14 protein-coding genes are annotated in these 18056 nt (G+C 68.4%); 8 read left to right on the top strand and 6 right to left on the bottom strand.

From position 1 onward, the window contains the following. Window positions 1-222: 222 nt before the first annotated feature. Complete coding sequence (locus tag AC06G6_RS04185; RefSeq protein WP_479826637.1) at window positions 223-795, bottom strand: hypothetical protein; 573 nt, start codon at window positions 793-795, stop codon at window positions 223-225. A gap of 311 nt (window positions 796-1106) precedes the next feature. Between AC06G6_RS04185 and AC06G6_RS04180 the strand changes: the two genes are divergently transcribed. Both AC06G6_RS04180 and AC06G6_RS04175 read left to right on the top strand, forming a co-directional pair. Next, on the top strand, window positions 1107-2372 hold the full coding sequence (locus AC06G6_RS04180) for a mechanosensitive ion channel family protein (protein ID WP_479826634.1): 1266 nt from the start codon (window positions 1107-1109) through the stop codon (window positions 2370-2372). A 126-nt stretch (window positions 2373-2498) separates the two neighbouring features. Beyond that, window positions 2499-4283 carry a glycoside hydrolase family 13 protein gene (locus AC06G6_RS04175; protein ID WP_479826631.1) on the top strand — a complete coding sequence of 595 codons (1785 nt, stop codon included), beginning with the start codon at window positions 2499-2501 and terminating at the stop codon, window positions 4281-4283. A gap of 278 nt (window positions 4284-4561) precedes the next feature. Here AC06G6_RS04175 and AC06G6_RS04170 read toward each other — a convergent pair whose 3' ends face one another. From AC06G6_RS04170 to AC06G6_RS04160, 3 genes are all read right to left on the bottom strand, one after another. Further along, window positions 4562-5356: an alpha/beta fold hydrolase gene (locus AC06G6_RS04170; RefSeq protein WP_479826629.1), complete on the bottom strand. Its 795-nt coding sequence runs from the start codon at window positions 5354-5356 to the stop codon at window positions 4562-4564. A gap of 129 nt (window positions 5357-5485) precedes the next feature. Then, on the bottom strand, window positions 5486-6448 hold the full coding sequence (locus AC06G6_RS04165; RefSeq protein ID WP_479826626.1) for a pullulanase X25 domain-containing protein: 963 nt from the start codon (window positions 6446-6448) through the stop codon (window positions 5486-5488). Window positions 6449-6724: 276 nt separating this feature from the next. Beyond that, window positions 6725-7591: a DUF1295 domain-containing protein gene (locus tag AC06G6_RS04160; RefSeq protein WP_479826624.1), complete on the bottom strand. Its 867-nt coding sequence runs from the start codon at window positions 7589-7591 to the stop codon at window positions 6725-6727. A 164-nt stretch (window positions 7592-7755) separates the two neighbouring features. Here AC06G6_RS04160 and AC06G6_RS04155 point away from each other — a divergent pair, with 164 nt between their 5' ends. From AC06G6_RS04155 to AC06G6_RS04145, 3 genes are read left to right on the top strand one after another with little or no spacing between them, the layout of a single operon-like run. Beyond that, complete coding sequence (locus AC06G6_RS04155) at window positions 7756-8217, top strand: MarR family winged helix-turn-helix transcriptional regulator (protein ID WP_479826622.1); 462 nt, start codon at window positions 7756-7758, stop codon at window positions 8215-8217. Next, window positions 8214-10082, top strand: coding sequence for an AMP-dependent synthetase/ligase (locus AC06G6_RS04150; protein WP_479826620.1), 1869 nt, complete (start codon window positions 8214-8216; stop codon window positions 10080-10082). Before AC06G6_RS04155 ends, AC06G6_RS04150 begins: the two co-directional genes overlap by 4 nt. Beyond that, entirely contained in the window at window positions 10079-10513 is a 435-nt protein-coding gene (locus AC06G6_RS04145; protein WP_479826618.1) for a DUF2177 family protein, read from the top strand. The genes AC06G6_RS04150 and AC06G6_RS04145 overlap by 4 nt, the downstream gene beginning before the upstream one ends. 31 nt (window positions 10514-10544) lie before the next feature. Here AC06G6_RS04145 and AC06G6_RS04140 read toward each other — a convergent pair whose 3' ends face one another. Next, on the bottom strand, window positions 10545-12278 hold the full coding sequence (locus AC06G6_RS04140) for a SulP family inorganic anion transporter (protein ID WP_479826616.1): 1734 nt from the start codon (window positions 12276-12278) through the stop codon (window positions 10545-10547). A 357-nt stretch (window positions 12279-12635) separates the two neighbouring features. Here AC06G6_RS04140 and AC06G6_RS04135 point away from each other — a divergent pair, with 357 nt between their 5' ends. Next, window positions 12636-13685 (top strand): TerC family protein, encoded by a 1050-nt coding sequence (locus tag AC06G6_RS04135; RefSeq protein WP_479826613.1) that lies wholly within the window; start codon window positions 12636-12638, stop codon window positions 13683-13685. A gap of 9 nt (window positions 13686-13694) precedes the next feature. Continuing rightward, window positions 13695-14120, top strand: a complete 426-nt coding sequence (locus tag AC06G6_RS04130; protein WP_479826610.1) for a helix-turn-helix transcriptional regulator — start codon at window positions 13695-13697, stop codon at window positions 14118-14120. Window positions 14121-14198: 78 nt separating this feature from the next. Here AC06G6_RS04130 and AC06G6_RS04125 read toward each other — a convergent pair whose 3' ends face one another. After that, complete coding sequence (locus AC06G6_RS04125) at window positions 14199-15290, bottom strand: adenosine deaminase (protein ID WP_479826608.1); 1092 nt, start codon at window positions 15288-15290, stop codon at window positions 14199-14201. Between the two features lie 48 nt (window positions 15291-15338). Between AC06G6_RS04125 and AC06G6_RS04120 the strand changes: the two genes are divergently transcribed. Further along, on the top strand, window positions 15339-17975 hold the full coding sequence (locus AC06G6_RS04120; protein WP_479826606.1) for an excinuclease ABC subunit UvrA: 2637 nt from the start codon (window positions 15339-15341) through the stop codon (window positions 17973-17975). Window positions 17976-18056 lie beyond the last annotated feature (81 nt).

The raw sequence follows: 18056 nt of genomic DNA, 5'->3' as shown, positions 1-18056 counted from the left end.
GGGGGGCCGGAAGCCGGGGGGCCGGAGGCCGGGGCGGACGGAGCCGGGCTGCCCTGGGACTGGCTCCGCGAAACGGCGGGGCCCCCGGGTTCGGCCGTGAACAAGCCGCAGGACGTCAGCAGGAGGACCAGTCCCAGCGACGTGCACAATGTGGCGCCGGCTGTAGGCCCGGAAAAGATGCGGGTGGCAGTGCCGGGTGAACCCCCACGCCTCCTCACGTCCCTACTTTCCGGCCGGCCGCAGTGACGTGATGGCCTGCTTGACGTCTTTGTACTCGGTGGTGTCCATGTACACCTCGGGGGTGTCCACATTCTTGGGAGCCCCCGGGGTGGTGTCGAACGGGTCATAGACGCCGCTGAACATGGCGCGGTTGGGCGGCCAGGTGAAGAAGTGGGAGATGGGGCACGCCGCGTCCCCGACGGGTTCCGGCTCGGAGGTGATGCCGTAGCCCAGGGTAAGGGACTTCGACGGATCGCTCGAGTCCGGGTCAGTCCGCCCCTCGTACACAAACCTGGGGGTCGCTCCGTCCTGGGCCAGCGCCGGGACGGGCTCGGTGTCGTACACCATAAAGGGGGACGTCTCCGGGCACTCGGCGCCCGTGACCATGTTGGTCCGCAGGGTGGCCATGGTCTTGCCGTAGTCACTCACCAGGGCGACGAACACAGCACCTTCTGACAGCGGTCCGGCCGGATCGACTATGGTCCACGCCTCCGGGTAGTCGAACGCGAGCGCGCCATCGGATGTCGTAAAGGTCTTCCAGCCTGCCGGGGCCGTGACGGGAGGTGAAGTGGCCATGGATTGCGAGGCGCTGGCCGTGGCGCTGGTGGCCGGTGGGCTGGTGGCCGGGGTCCCGCAACCCGCGAGTACGGCCGCCGCGCAAACAGCGAAAATGACTGTGGCCAACGATGCGGCTGGGCGCATGACACCCTCCCCCTGGGAAAATAAAGTGGTTGGACAATTCTCGGATCTTTCCGCGAGGAAACTAGGGCCTTTGGTCCCTTGGCGCTCTTACCGTCGCAGAACCGGGTGCCGGTGCGGCCGTGATGCTACGCACGTTGCCCCCCGCAGATTTCAGTTGCCCGCGGAAGCTTGCTAGAGCTTAAGTAATGCAAGACGTCCTCGATCCCGCCATGCCGTTTCTGGCCCCCTTCCTCGCAGTGGCCCTCGCCGTGGCCGGCGGGCTCCTCGCCTCCTGGCTGGTGCGCCGGATTGTGCTCCGGCTCAACCGCAACCAGCCGGCCCTCCGCGAGACCTCCCGGGTGGCGCGCCTGCCGCTGCGGCTCGCGCTCTGCCTGATCGGCGTCCGGATCGCCCTGGGCCTCACCACAGAGGACGCCGAATGGCGCCGCAACCTGGACCACGCGCTGCAGATCGCCCTGATTGGGTCGCTCGCGTGGCTGGCGGTCGCGGTGTTCCTCATCATCGAGACCATGGTGCTCACCCGCTACCGGGTGGACGTGGCGGACAACCGCCGCGCCCGCCGGCTCCGCACCCAGGTCATCCTGGCCCGCCGGATCGGAGTCGCCCTGATCGTCATCGTGGCGCTGGGCATCGCGATGCTCACGTTCCCCGCCATCCAGGCCCTCGGCGCCGGGCTGCTGGCCTCCGCCGGCGTGATCTCGATCGTCGCCGGCCTCGCCGCGCAGACCTCCCTGGTCAATGTCTTCGCGGGCATCCAGCTCGCCTTCACGGACGCGATCCGGGTCGACGACGTCGTCGTGGTGCAGAAGGAATGGGGCCGGATCGAGGAGATCACCCTGACCTACGTAGTGGTCCACATCTGGGACGACCGGCGGATGATCCTGCCCTCCACCTACTTCACCACCACCCCGTTCGAGAACTGGACCCGTCGGCAGTCCGAGGTCATGGGCACCGTGGAGTTCGACCTGGACTGGCGCGCCCCGGTCGAGGACATGCGCGCCGAACTCAAGCGGGTCCTGGCCGGCACCGAGCTCTGGGACGAGCGCGTGGGCATCCTGCAGATCACCGACGCGACCGCCGGCTTCGTTCGCGTGCGCATCCTCGTCAGCGCCGCGGACAGCGCCACGCTCTTTGACCTGCGCTGCCTGATCCGCGAGGAGCTGGTGCTGTTCCTGCAGCAGGAACACCCGACGGCGCTCCCCCACGTCCGGCTCGAATCGCTCGGTGCCGCTTCGCTCGGGGCGGGCACGCCCTCCGCTGCGTCCGGCACCGCCGCGAAGCAGCCGGGCAAGGTTTCCGCCGCGGACGAGCCCGGCCGGCACCCCGCCGATCCGCACGACTCCCAGCTGTTCACCGGATCCATCGAGGCAATCCAGCGCTCCCGGGCCTTCACCGGCCCCGGCGAGGAAGTGTTCGAGGACCGCGACAAGAGCATCGCCTCGAAGAACTAAGGCGGCCCTGCCCGGTGCCGTCCACATGGCACCGGCGGGGTCTTCCCTGCCCGCGCGAACTGTTCAATAATCAGACGTTGGTGAGCCAGCGTCGGTGCTGGCTGCCGGACCAGCTGAGGAGTCCCCATGACGGTAGAACAGCCGACTGAAGAATCCGTTGAGGTTCCTGCCCGCGATTGGTTCCAGAGCGCCGTCGTCTATCAGATCTATCCGCGCAGCTTCGCCGATTCCAACGGGGACGGGATCGGGGACCTCCGGGGCATCATCAGCAAGCTGGACTACCTGCACCGGCTCGGCGTCGACGTCGTCTGGCTGTCCCCGATCTACACCTCCCCGCAGGATGACAACGGGTACGACATCAGCGACTACCGTAACGTGGACCCGATCTTCGGCACGCTCGAGGAACTGCGGGAGCTGACGGACGGGCTGCACGCCCGGGGCATGAAGCTGGTTATGGACCTGGTGGTCAACCACACCTCGGACGAGCACCCCTGGTTCGTGGAGTCACGCTCTTCGAAGGACAACCCCAAGCGCGACTGGTACTGGTGGCGTCCGCCCCGGGAGACGTCCACGGACGGCTCCGCCGGCGGCCCGGGAGCGGCACCGAACAACTGGGGCTCGGCGTTCTCCGGCCCGGCCTGGGAGTTCGACCAGGCCACCGGCGAGTACTACCTCCACATCTTCTCCAGGAAGCAGCCGGACCTGAACTGGGAGAACCCGGAGGTCCGGGCGGCGGTCTACGAGATGATGAACTGGTGGCTGGACCGGGGGGTGGACGGCTTCCGGATGGACGTCATCAACTTCATCTCCAAGGACACCGCCCTGCCGGACGGCCCCATCGCCGCCGGGATGCTCTACGGCGACGGCACCCCGTTTTACATCGGCGGGCCCCGGATCCACGAATTCCTGCAGGAGATGCACCGCGAGGTCTTCGCCGGCCGCCCTGGCCCGCTGCTGACCGTCGGCGAGATGCCCGGCGTCACGGTGGAGGAGGCCATCCTGTTCACCGACCCGGAGCGCGCCGAGGTGGACATGGTGTTCCAGTTCGAGCATGTCGCCCTGGACCAGGAGGACGGCAACAAGTGGCGGCCCAAGAAACTCAAGCTCACGGACCTCAAGAAGACCCTGGGGCACTGGCAGACCGGCCTGGCGGAGCGCGGCTGGAACAGCCTTTACTGGGGCAACCACGACCAGGCCCGGGCGGTCTCGCGCTTCGGCGACGACGGCAAGTACCGCGAACTCTCCGCCAAAATGCTCGCCGGCGTCCTGCACCTGCACCGCGGCACGCCGTATGTCTACCAAGGCGAAGAACTCGGCATGACCAACGTGACCTTCGGGGCGATCAGCGACTACCGGGACATCGAGGTCCTCAACCACCACCGCGAGGCCACGACCCACCTGGGCCACACCGACGCCGACGTCCTCGCCGCGCTCGCGCCGCTGAACCGCGACAACGCGCGCACCCCGGTCCAATGGGACGCCTCGCGGCACGCCGGCTTCACCACCGGCTCCCCCTGGATTGCGGTGAACCCGAACGCCAACCACATCAACGCCGCCGCGCAGGTGGACGACCCGGACTCGGTGTACAGCTTCTACCGGGCGGTGATCGCGCTGCGGCATCGCGATCCCGTGGTGTCCCACGGGGACTTCACCATGCTGCTGCCGCGGGACGAGCATGTCTACGCCTTCGTCCGTTCGCTGCCGGAGACCAAACTGCTGGTGCTGGGCAACTTCTCCGGCCAGGACCAGGAGGTGGCGCTCGACGACGCCGACGTTCCCGTCGTGTGGGACAGCGCGGAGCTGGTCCTGAGCAACTACCCCGCCGGCGCGGCAGTGCCCCGCCTTCATCTCCGGCCGTGGGAGCTGAAGGTCTTCCGCGCCGGCGCAGCACACACCATCCACCACGAGTGAGGGAGCCTGCCATGACCATTCCACCGCCGCACGAACCTGAGCCGTTTCCGCCGGAACCCGGGCCGACCACGCCCGAGCCGCAGCCCGGGGAACCGTTTCCCGAGCCCGGACCGGTGCCGCCCCCGGCGCCGATCCCGGAGCCCGGTCCTTCACCGGCCCCCGGGCCGTTCCCGACGCCGGGGCCGCTGCCGATTCCGGACCCCGGGCCGGTCCCCGGCCCGGTCCCGCCACCACGGCCGGACCCGACGCGGTTCTAAGTAGGCCGCGGGAGGGGCGGCTCAACCGGCAATGCCGTGCAGGAAGGTCCGCACTGCCGTGTTGAAGGCGTCGGGTGCTTCCAGGTGGGCCAGGTGCCCGACGTCGGGAATCACCGCGAGTTTTGAACCGGAAATCTGGCGGTGCAGCTCGTGGGCGACGTGCAGCGGGGACCGCTGGTCGTCTGCGCCGTAGAGCAGAAGCGTGGGAATGCTGATGGTGGGCAGCACGGGCCGGTAGTCGGCCCGGCCGCTGGCGGACAGCAGCGCCCGCATCCCGGCCGGGCGCACGTCTGCCATGATCCTGCTCGCTTCCGCCACGACGCCGGGATCAGCCTTGTCCGTGAACAGTGTGGGCAGCCACTCGTCGATGAACTTCTCCGGAGGCTGACCGATCTCGGCCTCCACCTGGGCGTAGCGCCGCTCCACTTCCTCGGGCGGCAGCGATCCCGCCCAGCCGGCGTAGGCGGAGGCCAGCACCAGTGATGCGGGCAGTCCGGGATCTTCGCGGTACAGCTCCAGGACCACCATGGAACCCCACGACAGCCCAAGGAGGTGTGGCTTCGCGGGGACGGCCGCGCGCAGGAAGCCGGCGGTGATGGCCCCGAGCTCCGCGGCGGACATCTCCGGGTCGGGGTCGTCCGACTGGCCGCACCCGGGAGCATCCCAGGCGTACACCGTGAACTCGTCCGAGAGACCCTCCAGCTGGGGGCGCCAGATCCGGCTGTCCTCCCCGGCGCCGTGGAACAGGACCAGCGGCGGTCCCTGGCCGGCCCGCTGGTAGGCGATCCGCAGCCCATCCACCTCGACGGTTTCCATAATCCAATGCTAGGCCGGTCGGCGGTTGACGACGCGCTCGGTCTTCCGCGCTGCGCAAAACCCTCCGATGCCCGCATTCAGGCATCGAAGGGTTCTTGGCGCAGCGGCAGCAGAAATGCGTGTCGCCGGCTACGGCAGGATGATGTCGCGGGTCCGGTGGTCGTAGTGGATGACCAGCTGGCCACCGGAGTGGTGCACCTCGTGGTTGGCGCCGTCGAAGGCACCGAAGGCACCGAAGTTCTCGTCCCAGGAGCGGTTGAGTGCGATCTTGAAGCTGTACGTGCCGGCCGGGAGATCCGCCGCGAGCTTCCAGAGCTGATCGACAAGATCCAGTTCCATCTGGGATTCGTCGTACTGCGGAGCCCAGTTGGCGGGGGCGCCCAGCAGGATGTTGAAGTCACCCGCGACGGCGACGGCTTCCGGCTGCTCGATGGTCTCCACACTCGTGGCGAGTGCCGCGGCCGCGGGAGATGCCGTGGGAGCCGCCGAACCGGCGGCGGGTGCCGCAGCAGCCGGGGCCGTTGCGGGCGCCTCGGCGGGCTTGTCGGCGGTCTTGCGCTTGCGGACTGCCTTGGCGACCGGGGCTACGGCTTCTTCGACCAGCTTGGCAGCCTTGCCGGCGACTTTTTCTGCCACCTTGGTGGTTTTCGGAGCAGCCTTGGGAGCGGCAGCCTTGGGAGCCGTCGTCGGAGCGGCGGCCCTCCGAACCGGCGTTCCGGCGGGGGGCGCCGACGGCAGCGGGGTGTCGGCGGGAACGGGAGTTCCGGCGTCGAGCGCTGCGGCGAAGGCGGCAGGGTCAGCGAACGCGACGGTGGCGCGCTGGCCGTCCTCGGTGATGGTCCAGCCCGCACGGCCCTTGACGAGCCAGCCGGCCTTGACCAGCTTCGCGGTGGCGGTGGTCAGGGTCTTGTGGCCGCGGGGAATTCCGCCGCTGAGCAGTTCGCGCTCGAAGTCGTTGAGCGGAACGCGTGCGATTGCCTCGCCCAGCACCGCTCCGGCGTTCAGCTGCTCGCCCGTCCACACCCCCTCTGCCAGTACATCCAGTACGGCCTTCAGTCGACGGGTGGTGTTTCCGGCAGTGTTCTCGCCCATGGGTCTCCTTTAGAAGCAATTGATCCACCTGCATTTTGCCAAGGATCATCGAGTTTCCGCGAGTCGGATCGGTTAACTCTGTGTGTCGTGACCCACTATTACACCCCATGGCGGCGGGCGCGAGGGGCCTCGGACAGTGGTACCCGCGAGTAACAAAAACAGCGCGGGCCCGGTACTCGCGGGTAACAAGAACAACGCTGGGTCAGTTACGGCCCATCCCGGGGCCCGGGATGGGCGGCAACTGACCCCGCGTTGTTTGGATCCTGGGGGGTGCTGCTAGAGCTTGGGGATCAGGACGGGGGTGTTCTTTTTGTAGGCCTCGTAATCTTCCTGGCCGCCCCACTTCTTGTCGGACTTCTTCTCCAGGAGCGGCACGCCGCTGACCTTGGTGAGCAGCAGGGTGACGAACACCGGGGAGATCAGGGCGACCCACTGCCAGCCCTGCAGCGCGGGGACGGCGATGATCGCGACACCGATCCAGAGCACGATCTCGCCGAAGTAGTTCGGGTGGCGGGACCTGGACCACAGCCCGGTGGAGATGAATTTACCCTTGTTGGCGGGGTCGGCGTTGAAGCGGCCCTTCTGGTTGTCGGCCACGATCTCGATGCCGAAACCGACGGCCCACACCAGGAAGCCGACCAGCGCGAACCAGTCCAGCGCCACCCTGGTCGCCGAGGTAATCGCCACCCACGCTGCAGCCGCCGTGAAGACGACCCAGAGCCCCTGGATGGTCCACGCATTGAGGAACCGGATAAACGAGGGCTTGATCTCGTCAAAGCGGTCGTCCTTGCCGGCCTTGCTGATGCGGCGGAACAGGAACGTGCCCAGCCGCAGTGTCCAGGCGAGCACCATGGCCGCCAGCAGCAGGGCGCGGGCGTCAACCCCCGGCGTGAGCACGATGAGCAGCAGGGTGATGGCGGTGTAGGTCAGGGTGCCGGTCAGGTCGTAGAACTTCTCGGTCTGGGCCATAAAGGACGGGATGAACGCCAGCCACTGGATGAGGAACGCGGCCCCGACCGCCATCGCGAAAACGGGGATCCCGCCCAGGGTGGCGCCGCCCTGGCTGCCGGCCACGGCGACAAGCGCCCCGATCAGCACCACCACGGGGAGGGCGATGAGCGCCTTGCGGTCTGAATCCTTCATCAGGAAGTTCCTTTCACACAGAGCCGGCCGCGGCCGGCACGACCCACGAGGTACCGCCGGCATCAGCAGTTTTTAGCAATCCTAGTAGATGATCAAATAAGATTGAATAATAGTTCATCGAACAAGATTGGCTCGCACCGTAAGCCGGGACCTGAGGAGGCACCATGACCGCGTCGTCGTACCACCCGGCCGCCTTGGCCCTGCAGGGACTGTTCTCACTCGCCAACGAGACAGAGCGTGAAGTCGCCCGGAGACTCGGGCTCAACCTCACCGATTACCGCGCCCTGTCGGCGCTCGCCCAGTCGGGACCGGTCACGGTGGGCAAACTCGCCGAGGACCTGGGTGCCACGCCGGCCACCGCCACCGCGATCGTGAGCCGGATGGAGGCCCGCGGTTACATGGCCCGCCACCGGAACACCGAGGACCGCCGCCAGGTCCAGGTGAACGTCACCCCGGCAGCCAACCTTGAAATCATGAACCTGATGCGGCCCCTTATGACCGCCACGAACGAGCACATCAACGCCCTGCCCGCCGACCACCAGGCCGTCGTCGCCGACTTCCTCGACGTCGCCCAGCACCTGATGCAGGACCACCTGCACACACTTTCGGAGAAGGACGCCCGATGAAAGAGTTCACCACCCCGCTGCTGGCCGAGGCAACCGGTCACCGGAACGCGACCGAGCTGCTCATGCAGCGGTTCCGGGCCTCCCCCGACCACGTCGCCTTCGAGGTACGCGCACCGGACGCGGCGATCACGGATCCCTGGCGCCAGGTGACCACCCGGCAGTTCGTTGACGAGGTGCGCGCCCTGGCCAAGGGCATCATCGCGGCCGGCCTGCAGCCCGGAGAATCACTCGCCATCATGTCCCCCACCCGGTACGAGTGGGCGCTGGCTGACATGGCAGCGTGGTTCGCCGGCGCCGTCGTCGTCCCGATCTACGAGACGTCGGCCGCTCCCCAGGTGACCGCGATCCTCTCCGACGCCGACGTGCGCCTCGCGATCGCCGGCACGGCTGAGCATGCCCTCCTCCTCGAACAGGGCTTCGAGCAGGCCGGGACGCCGCGCCTGGGGATCTGGACGATGGACGCCCGCCCCGGTGGGGACCTGGATGACCTCGTACTCCGTGGCGCTGCAATTCCCGACAGCGCGGTCGAGGAACGGCGCCTGCTGGCAGATCTCGGCTCGGTGGCGACCATCGTCTACACCTCCGGCACCACCGCCGCGCCCAAGGGCGCCCTCATCACCCATGGCAACTTCGTCGGGCAGGTGCTGAACGTGGCCGCCGCCTACACGGAGGTGGTCCGCGAGGGCGGCAACACCATCATCTTCCTGCCGATGGCCCATGTGCTGGCCCGCGGACTGCAGCTGACCTGTCTGGCCAACGGCATGCGCATCGCGCACCTGTCCGACCCCCGGGACGTCGTACCCGCCCTCGGGGCCCTCAAGCCCACCTTCCTCGTGGTGGTCCCCCGCGTGCTGCAGAAGATCCAGGCCTCCGCCGCGGCCGCCGCGACGAAAAAACACCTCGGGCCGGTGTGGGCGTCAGCGCAGCGCACCGCCGTCGCGTGGGGCCGGTTCGCCGAAGCCCGCGACGCCGACCCGGCCGCCCGGGCCGCGCTGGGCCTGCGGGTCCGGCATGCGCTGTTCGACCGCCTCTTCTACGCCCGGCTCCGGAAGCTGGTGGGCGGGCGCCTCGATTACCTGCTCTCCGGTGCCGCAGCGCTGGACGCCGAGCTGTCCCTCTTCTTCCGCGGCCTGGGCCTGCCGGTCATCGAGGGCTACGGCCTCACCGAAACCACCGCCCCGCTGACCGGGAACATGCCCGGATCGATCAAGGCCGGGTCGGTGGGTGTCCCGATGCCGGGAACAACAGTGCGCCTCTCGGACCGCGGCGAGGTGCTCGCCCGCGGCGTCGGCGTGTTCGCCGGCTACCGCAGGCCCGCCGACAACACGGACGCGTTCACGGACGGGTTCTTCCGCACCGGCGACCTGGGCGAGCTCGATGAGCTGGGCCGGCTCACCCTCAAGGGCCGGATCAAGGACGTCATCGTCACCGCCGGCGGCAAGACCGTCTCCCCCGCCATCTGGGAAGGCTACGTGGAGGGCGACCCCCTCGTGGCGCACGCCGTGATGGTCGGAGAGGGAAAGCCCTACCTGGGCGGGCTCGTGCTGCTGGACCCGGAGTCCGTCGCGGCCTGGGCGGAACGCGAGGGCATCGCCGATCTGGCCGGACTGCGAATCCCGGACGACGGCGGCGCCGTCCAGATTGACGACGCGCGGCTCCTCACCGCAATCGGCAAGGCGGTCAACGCCGCCAACGCGAAGATCGCAGGCTCCGAACAGGTGCGGCGGTTTGTGCTGCTGCTCGCCGATCTCAGTGAGGCCAACGGCTTCGTGACCCCCACCATGAAACTCAAGCGCGGCGCCTTCACCGAACGCGCGCGCCATATCGTCGACAACCTCTACGCGGACCAAAGGAGCCAGGCATGAGCACCCACGTCAAGAGGTGGCTGCTGTCCTTCGCGGTCGCCGCTGTGATCTTCGCCGTCGTCGACGTCGTCTGGATCGGCACCGTGGCCAACAGCCAGTACGAAAGCCAGATCGGCGACCTGCTGGCGCCCAGCGTCAACCTCGCCGGCGCCGTCGCCTTCTACCTGATCTACGTCGTGGGGATCGTGCACTATGGCATCCGGCCCAACGATCCGAACGCCACGCTGCGCCAGCGGGTGACGGGAGCCGCTCTGTTCGGCTTCTTCACCTACGCCACCTGGGCACTGACCGCGCTCGCGGTCCTCAAGGACTTCCCCGCCGTGGTGGCGCTGACCGACATCGCCTGGGGCGTCGCGGTCTGCAGCGCCGTCACCTGGCTCACCGCCACTCTGCTGCGGCGCATGTTCACGCGGGCCGTCACCCCAAAGTAGCTCCCGCCGGCACCAAAGCAACGCGAGGCATTCAGTCTCCCGTGCTCCATTCGGCCCCGGTCTCGGCCATGTACGCGGCCACGGCGGCGTCGACGGTGCGATAGAAGTGGCGCGGGTCGATTTGGCTGGTCAGTTCATAGCGTTCGATCTTCACCCGGACCCCGTGCTTGAGCTCCGCAAACACGAGCGAGGTGCCCTGCGCGTTCAGCTCCTGATCCAGCTCGAGCAGCACGTCCGAGGCGGTGGTGTCGACGTCGGTGATCGGTTCGGCCGCGATGACGATCCAGCGCGGTTTGGGTTCGGTGCGGGCCAGCCGCCGGATGTTCTCGCGGAACGGCCTGACGTTGGCGAAGAACAACGGCGCGTCGAAGCGGTAGATCACCAGGCCGGGCAGGTGCTGCGCGTCCGGGTGGAAATGCACATCGTGGAAGCCCTCAACTCCCGGCACCCGCCCGATCACCGTCTCGTAGGGCCACCAGGCCCGGCGGAAGATGTTGAGGACGGACAGGCCGACGGCGATGCCGATGCCGGGCAGGACCCCCAGCAGAGTGACGCCGAGGAAGGCCGCGAGCGAGAGGCTGAACTCGGTCCTGCGCTGGTGCCAGAGCCGGATGGTGCCCGGGATGTCGGCCAGGGATAGTGATGCCGTGATCACGATAGCCGCCAGCGCCGGCTGGGGCAGGTTCCGGAATAGTCCCGGCAGCAGCACCAGCATGAGGAGGATCAGCACGGCCCCGGTCACGCCGGTGAGCTGGGTCTTCGAACCGGCACGTTCCGCAACCGCAGTCCGGGAGCCGCTGGTGCTCACCGGGAAGCCCTGGAACAGGCCCGCTGCGAGGTTCGCCGCACCGATGCCGATCATTTCCTGGTTGCCGCGGATTTCCTCACCGGAGCGTGCGGCGAACGCCGACGCCGTCGAGATCGTGTCCGTCAACGACACCAGGGCAATACCGAGGGCGCCGGCGAACATCAGGGCAAAGTCCGAGAAGTCGAGGGTGGGGATGGTGAACGGCGGGAAGCCCTGCGGCAGCACCCCGACCAGTGAAACGCCCCGGTCGGCGAGGCCGAAGAGCGAGGTCGCCGCGATCGCGAGCACCACCATGACCAGCACCGACGGGACCTTGGGCAGCCACCGTTGCAGCGCCAGGATCAGCACGATCCCGCTGATTCCGACGGCGGCCGCGGCCACCACCGCCTCGCCCGCGGCCAGGCCCTGGATGAAGCCTACGAGGTCCCCGATGAAGCCCTCCCCGCTCACCGAGAACCCGAAGAGCTTCGGGAGCTGCCCGACCAGGATGGTGATCGCGAGGCCGTTCATGTAGCCGATCATGGTCGGCTTGGAGATGAGGTCCGCGATGAAACCGAGCTTGGCGACGGACGCGAGGACCATAATGACGCCGACCATCAGCGCGAGCATCGACGCGAGGACGACCGCCTTCTGCGGGTCGCCGTCGGACGCGACGAGCGGCAGGACCGTAGCGGCGATCATCGGGCCGAGCGAGGAGTCCGGCCCCAGCACGAGGATGCGGGACGGACCGAAGACCGCATAGGCGAGCAGGCAAAGCACGGTGGTGTACAGCCCGGTGATCGGCGGCAGCCCGGCCAGCTCCGCGTAGGCCATGCCCTGCGGAACCAGCAGCGTCGCCAGGACGATGCCGGCGACGATGTCCTTGCCGAACCAGCTCTTCTGGTACGCCGCGGCGACGTCGAGCCCTGGCATCAGCTGGCGCAGCCAGCCGCTCCGGCGTTGTCCGGTCGTCGTCATAAGCAGCACTCTGCCGGGCACCGGCGCCCGGTGCATCCTCCGCCGGGGGTGATCCGGGCAAGGCCGGCCGGTACCCCCTTTGCCCTATCAGGTTTGGTTCCCATCCGCCGGTGTTGGCACCCAGGAGTGATAGGGCAATGGGAGCGTCAATGCCCGGACGGCCGAGTTCGACGACGTCGGCGGGCCGCCGCCCTTGCCCTGATAGGTGAACTATGCTTCACTATTTTCACGGAGGGGAGTATCCCCTGAATGTCCCGTCGTCAGTACGGCCGACCCTGAGCGGCCCGGCGGGACAGGCCCCCCGGGGCCGGGAAAGACCTCCAGTTGGTTGAACTGACTGGAAGCGGGTACCCCGTAATGAATGTTCCTTTTTGGGCCTGGTTGGCCGTTCTAGCTGTCATTGTCCTGATGCTGGCCGTGGACTTGTTCGCGCACCGCAGGGCACACGTCATCGGTGTCCGGGAAGCGGCATTGTGGTCCGGCGTGTGGGTCGCCTGCGGAGTGGGCTTCGGCGCCCTGGTCTGGCACATCTACGGCGCCGAATTTGGCCAGCAATACTTCGCCGGATACCTGATCGAGAAATCCCTCGCGGTGGACAACGTGTTCATCTGGGCGATCATCTTCACGTACTTCGCGGTACCCCGCGAATACCAGCACCGGGTGCTGTTCTTCGGGGTCGTGGGCGCCCTGATCTTCCGGGGCATCTTCATCGCCGCGGGCTCCGCGATCATCGCCAGCGCCGGGTGGGTGCTCTACCTCTTCGCGGCGTTCCTGCTCCTCACCGGCTACCGGATGATCCGCCACCGCAACGACCACCTGGACCCGGAGAAGTCCCGGGTCCTGAGACTCTTCCGCCGGCACGTGCCCATGACGGACGACTTCCACGGCCAGCGCTTCCTGATCCGCACGAAAGGCGCCGTGCTGGCCACCCCGCTGCTCGCCGTCCTGGTCCTCGTCGAGGTCACCGACATCATCTTCGCCGTGGACTCGATCCCCGCGATCTTCGCCGTCACCGACGAAGTGTTCCTGGTCTTCACGGCCAACGCCTTCGCCATCCTGGGCCTGCGGGCCATGTACTTCCTGCTCGCTGACCTGATCCACCGCTTCATCTACCTCAAGATCGGACTCGCGCTCGTCCTGATCTGGGTTGGCATCAAAATGCTCCTCAAGATCGACATCTACTATATCCCCACCCCGCTATCCCTGGCCGTCATCGCCACGATCCTCGGGGTGTCCATCGGCGCCAGCCTCTGGGCAACCCGCGGACAGGGCCGCAAAGCTCCCGCGGCACCGGCGCACTCGCCGTTCGGGAGCGCCTCAGCCGAGGAGCTCGCCGCGCTGGAACCACTGTGGCGCCGGCGCTCCGCAACGAAAGCTCCGTCGGCGTCGTCGGCGGAACATGAGTAAGGAACAACCATGACAGCCTCACCGCAGGGCCCGGGAAAGGGCCCGCAAACCGGCCCGGAGACGGGTCTGGAGAAGGGGCCGGTGAACAGCCCGGAAGCGCCTTCGTCTCCGGCGCCCACACGTCCGGCGTGGACCTTTCTCACCAACCACGGGCACGTCCTGCTGGCAGTGGCCGCCGACCCCCAGGCTCGCATTACCGACATCGCCGCGAGGGTGGGCATCACCCCGCGCTCAACCCTCCAGATCCTCAAGGATCTCGAAGACGGAGGCTACCTTCACCGCGTCCGGGCCGGACGGCGAACCCGCTACGCCATTGAACCCCACCAGCACTTCCGTCACCCCGCCACGGCGAACTGGGAAATCGACGGACTGATCGGCCTCTTCTCAGGCCCCGCACCTCCAGCGGCAGCGGCGCCATCACCGGAAAGCCCGTGAGGAACCCCATATTGCCCTGTCAGTTTTGGTTCCCATCCGCCGGTTTTAGCAACCAGGAGTGATAGGGCAACGGGGGGGTTAGTGCCCGGAGGCGGCCAGTTCGGCCAACAGTTCGGTCTTGCGTTCCTCGCTCGCGAAGGAGGAACGGATCGAGTTGGCCGCCATCCGGACGCAGTCGAACTCGGACAGCCCGATCACGGATTTCAGCTGCGCGAAGTTGTCGTCCACGTACCCGCCGAAATACGCCGGGTCATCCGAGTTCACGCTCACGTTCAGCCCCGCGGCGAGCATGGCCGGCAGCGGGTGCTCCGCCAGGGTGTCCACGGCGCGGAGCCGGACGTTGGACAGCGGGCACACGGTCAACGGCGTGAGCTCCTGCACCAGCCGTTCCACCAGGTCCGGGTCCTCCATGCAGCGGATTCCGTGGTCGATCCGTTCGACGTCCAGGAGGTCCAGCGCATCGATGATGTACGACGGCGGGCCCTCCTCGCCGGCGTGCGCGGTCCGGCGCAGCCCGGCGTCCTTGGCCCGGGCGAAGAGCCGTTCGAATTTGGCCGGCGGGTTCCCCACCTCGGCGGAGTCCAGCCCGATCCCGGAGATCGGCGCGTTCATGGCGAGCAGCTTCTCCAGCACCTCCAGGGCGGCGTCCTCGGTCAGGTCGCGCAGGAACGCGGCGATGAGCAGGGTGGAGATCCCGAACTCCTCCTCCGACACGGCCAGCACGGACGCCACACCGTTCACGCAGGTCTCCAGGGCCACCCCGCGGGACAGGTGCGCCTGCGGATCGAGCATGATCTCGGCATGCCGGACGCCGGCGAGCGCAGCCCGGGCCAGGTACGCCCGGGTCATGTCCGCGAAGTCCTGCTCGGTCCGCAGTACCGCCATATTGGCGTAGTAGAGGTCCAGGAACGACTGCAGGTCCGTGAATTCATAGCGGGAGCGCAGCTCGTCCAGGTCCGCGTACGGCAGCTGGATGCCGTTGCGTTCCGCCAGGGCGAAGATCAGCCCGGGCTCGAGGGTTCCCTCGATGTGCAGATGGAGCTCAGCGACCGGGAGCGGGCCGTGAACCTCCTCGGGAACCTCGGCGAAGGCGGGACTCTCGGGGGCGGGAGGTACCGGGCTGTCCGCTGCAGCGTCCCCGGTGGCAGCGACGCCGTCGTTAGTTTCCATTCGGTAAGGATATGCCTGCGGGCAGCAGAGACGGATAGAGTCGATTGGATGCACACTGCTCAGCATGCTTCCGATCTTTCCGTCCCGGCCCTGGAGGGGCTGGGCGCCGACCGTCCCGCGGACGGCTTTGTCCGGGTGCGCGGTGCCCGGGAGAACAACCTGCGGAACGTGGACGTGGACGTGCCGCGCGACGCGATCGTCGCGTTCACCGGGGTTTCCGGCTCCGGCAAGTCCTCGCTGGCCTTCGGGACCATCTACGCCGAGGCCCAGCGCCGCTACTTCGAGTCCGTGGCGCCCTACGCCCGGCGGCTGATCCAGCAGGGCCACAACCCCAAGGTGGAAATGATCTCGGGGCTGCCGCCCGCCGTCGCCCTCCAGCAGCGCCGCGGGACACCCAGCTCCCGGTCCACGGTGGGCACGGTCACCACGCTCTCCAATTCGCTGCGGATGCTCTTCTCCCGCGCCGGCAGCTACCCGGACGGCGCCAGCCAGCTCGATTCGGACGCGTTCTCCCCAAACACCGCCGCCGGCGCCTGCCCGGAGTGCCACGGCCTCGGCATCGCGCACACGGTCACCGAGTCTTCGCTGGTCCCGGACACCTCACTGAGCGTCCGCGACGGCGCGATCGCCGCCTGGCCGGGCGCCTGGCAGGGCAAGAACCTCCGCGACATCCTCACGCACGTGGGCTACGACGTCGACACCCCCTGGCGGAAGCTTCCCAAAAAGGACCGCGACTGGATCCTCTTCACCGAGGAACAGCCCGTGGTGGAGGTGACGCCCCAGCGCGACCGGGTCGCGAAGCCCTACAAGGGCCGCTTCTGGAGTGCCAAGAGCTACGTGCTGCACACCCTCGCCGACTCCAAGAGCACCACGATGCGGGACCGCGTGCTGCGCTTTATGGAAACCGGCCCCTGCCCGGTCTGCGGCGGCGCCGGACTGACCCCGGCCGCTCTGGCCGTGACGTTCGCCGGCCGCACCATCGCCGAGCTCAACGCCGTGCCCATGAGCGAGCTGGCCGGGATCATCCGCCCCACCACCGAACTCACGGAGGCCGGGACCGCCTCGCGCAAGCAGAGCTCCGGTGAGTCAAATGAGGTGGCGGTCGCCATCACCCGGGACCTGCTCCAACGCGTCACCGTGCTGCTGGACCTCGGCCTGGGCTACCTCGCGCTGGGCCGCTCCACCCCCACGCTCTCCCCCGGCGAAATGCAGCGGCTCCGGATCGCCACGCAGCTGCGCTCCGGCCTCTTCGGCGTGATCTACGTGCTCGACGAGCCCTCCGCCGGCCTGCACCCGGCCGACGCCGAGCCCCTCCTCGCGGTCCTGGACCAGCTCAAGTCCTCCGGCAACTCGGTGTTTGTGGTGGAGCACAACATGGACATCGTCCGCCGCGCGGACTGGCTCGTCGACGTCGGGCCGCACGCCGGCGAGGGCGGCGGCGAAGTGCTCTACAGCGGGCCCGTCGCCGGGCTCGCCGAAGTGGAGTCGTCCGTGACCCGGCCGTTCCTGTTCCCCAACGGGTCGGGTCCGGTCGACGGCACCGGGAAAGCGGACAAGTCGAAAACAGCGGACGACGGCGGCTCCCCCGCCGCTGGCGTATCGCGGGACGCTGCCCGCCGGGACGCCGCCGGCTGGCTGGAGCTGCGCGACATCACCCGCCACAACCTGCGCGCCCTCGACGCCGACTTCCCGCTCGGGGTGCTGACCGCGGTCACCGGCGTCTCGGGCTCCGGCAAGTCGACCCTGGTCAGCCAGGTCCTCGCCGAGGTGGTCGGCGCCCGGCTGCATCCGGAGGCGGACGCCGCCGCGAAGGCCACCGAGGACCTGGAGTCCGCGGACGCCGAGTCCGCCGGGCCGCTCAGCGTCGGCCCGGTCTCCGGACTGGACCAGCTGGACCGCCTCGTCAAGGTGGACCAGAAGCCGATCGGCCGCACCCCGCGCTCCAACCTCGCCACGTACACGGGCCTCTTTGACGCGGTCCGCAAGGAGTTCGCTGCCACCGAGGAGGCCCGGGCCCGCGGTTTCGGCGCCGGCCGCTTCTCCTTCAACGTCGCCGGCGGCCGCTGCGAGACCTGCCAGGGCGAGGGCTTCGTCGCCGTTGAACTGCTGTTCCTGCCCGGCAGCTACGGCCCCTGCCCGGAATGCCACGGCTCCCGCTACAACCCGGAAACCCTCGAGGTCACCTACCGCGGCAAGAACGTGGCAGAGGTCCTTGGCATGACGGTCAACGCCGCCGCGGAGTTCCTGGACGCTGTCCCCGCCGCCGCGCGCAGCCTGCAGACCCTCCGCGAGGTGGGACTGGGCTACCTCCGGCTCGGCCAGCCCGCCACCGAGCTCTCCGGCGGCGAAGCCCAGCGCATCAAGCTCGCCACCGAGCTGCAGCGCGCCCAGCGCGGACACTCGCTGTACCTGCTGGACGAGCCCACCACGGGGCTGCACCCGGCCGACGTCGAACTCCTCATGGCGCAGCTGCACCGGCTGGTCGACGCCGGCAACACAGTGATCGTCGTGGAGCACGAGATGGACGTGGTGGCGGCCGCCGACTGGGTGATCGATCTTGGCCCGGCCGGCGGGGACGCCGGCGGCAAGATCATTGCGGTGGGCACGCCCGCCGCCGTCGCCCGGTCCAAAAAAAGCCGGACGGCGCCGTACCTGGCAACGGTGCTCGGCGGCATAACGGCTTGATAACGGCGGGAGTCTGAATTAGCCTAGTGGGCATGCCCGGACGCCGGGCATGAATGCCCGGTGCTACCACCACCACATACT

It is taken from the genome of Arthrobacter sp. CJL-S3 (genome assembly GCF_056711635.1).
This window is presented reverse-complemented; position numbering and strand designations above follow the sequence as displayed.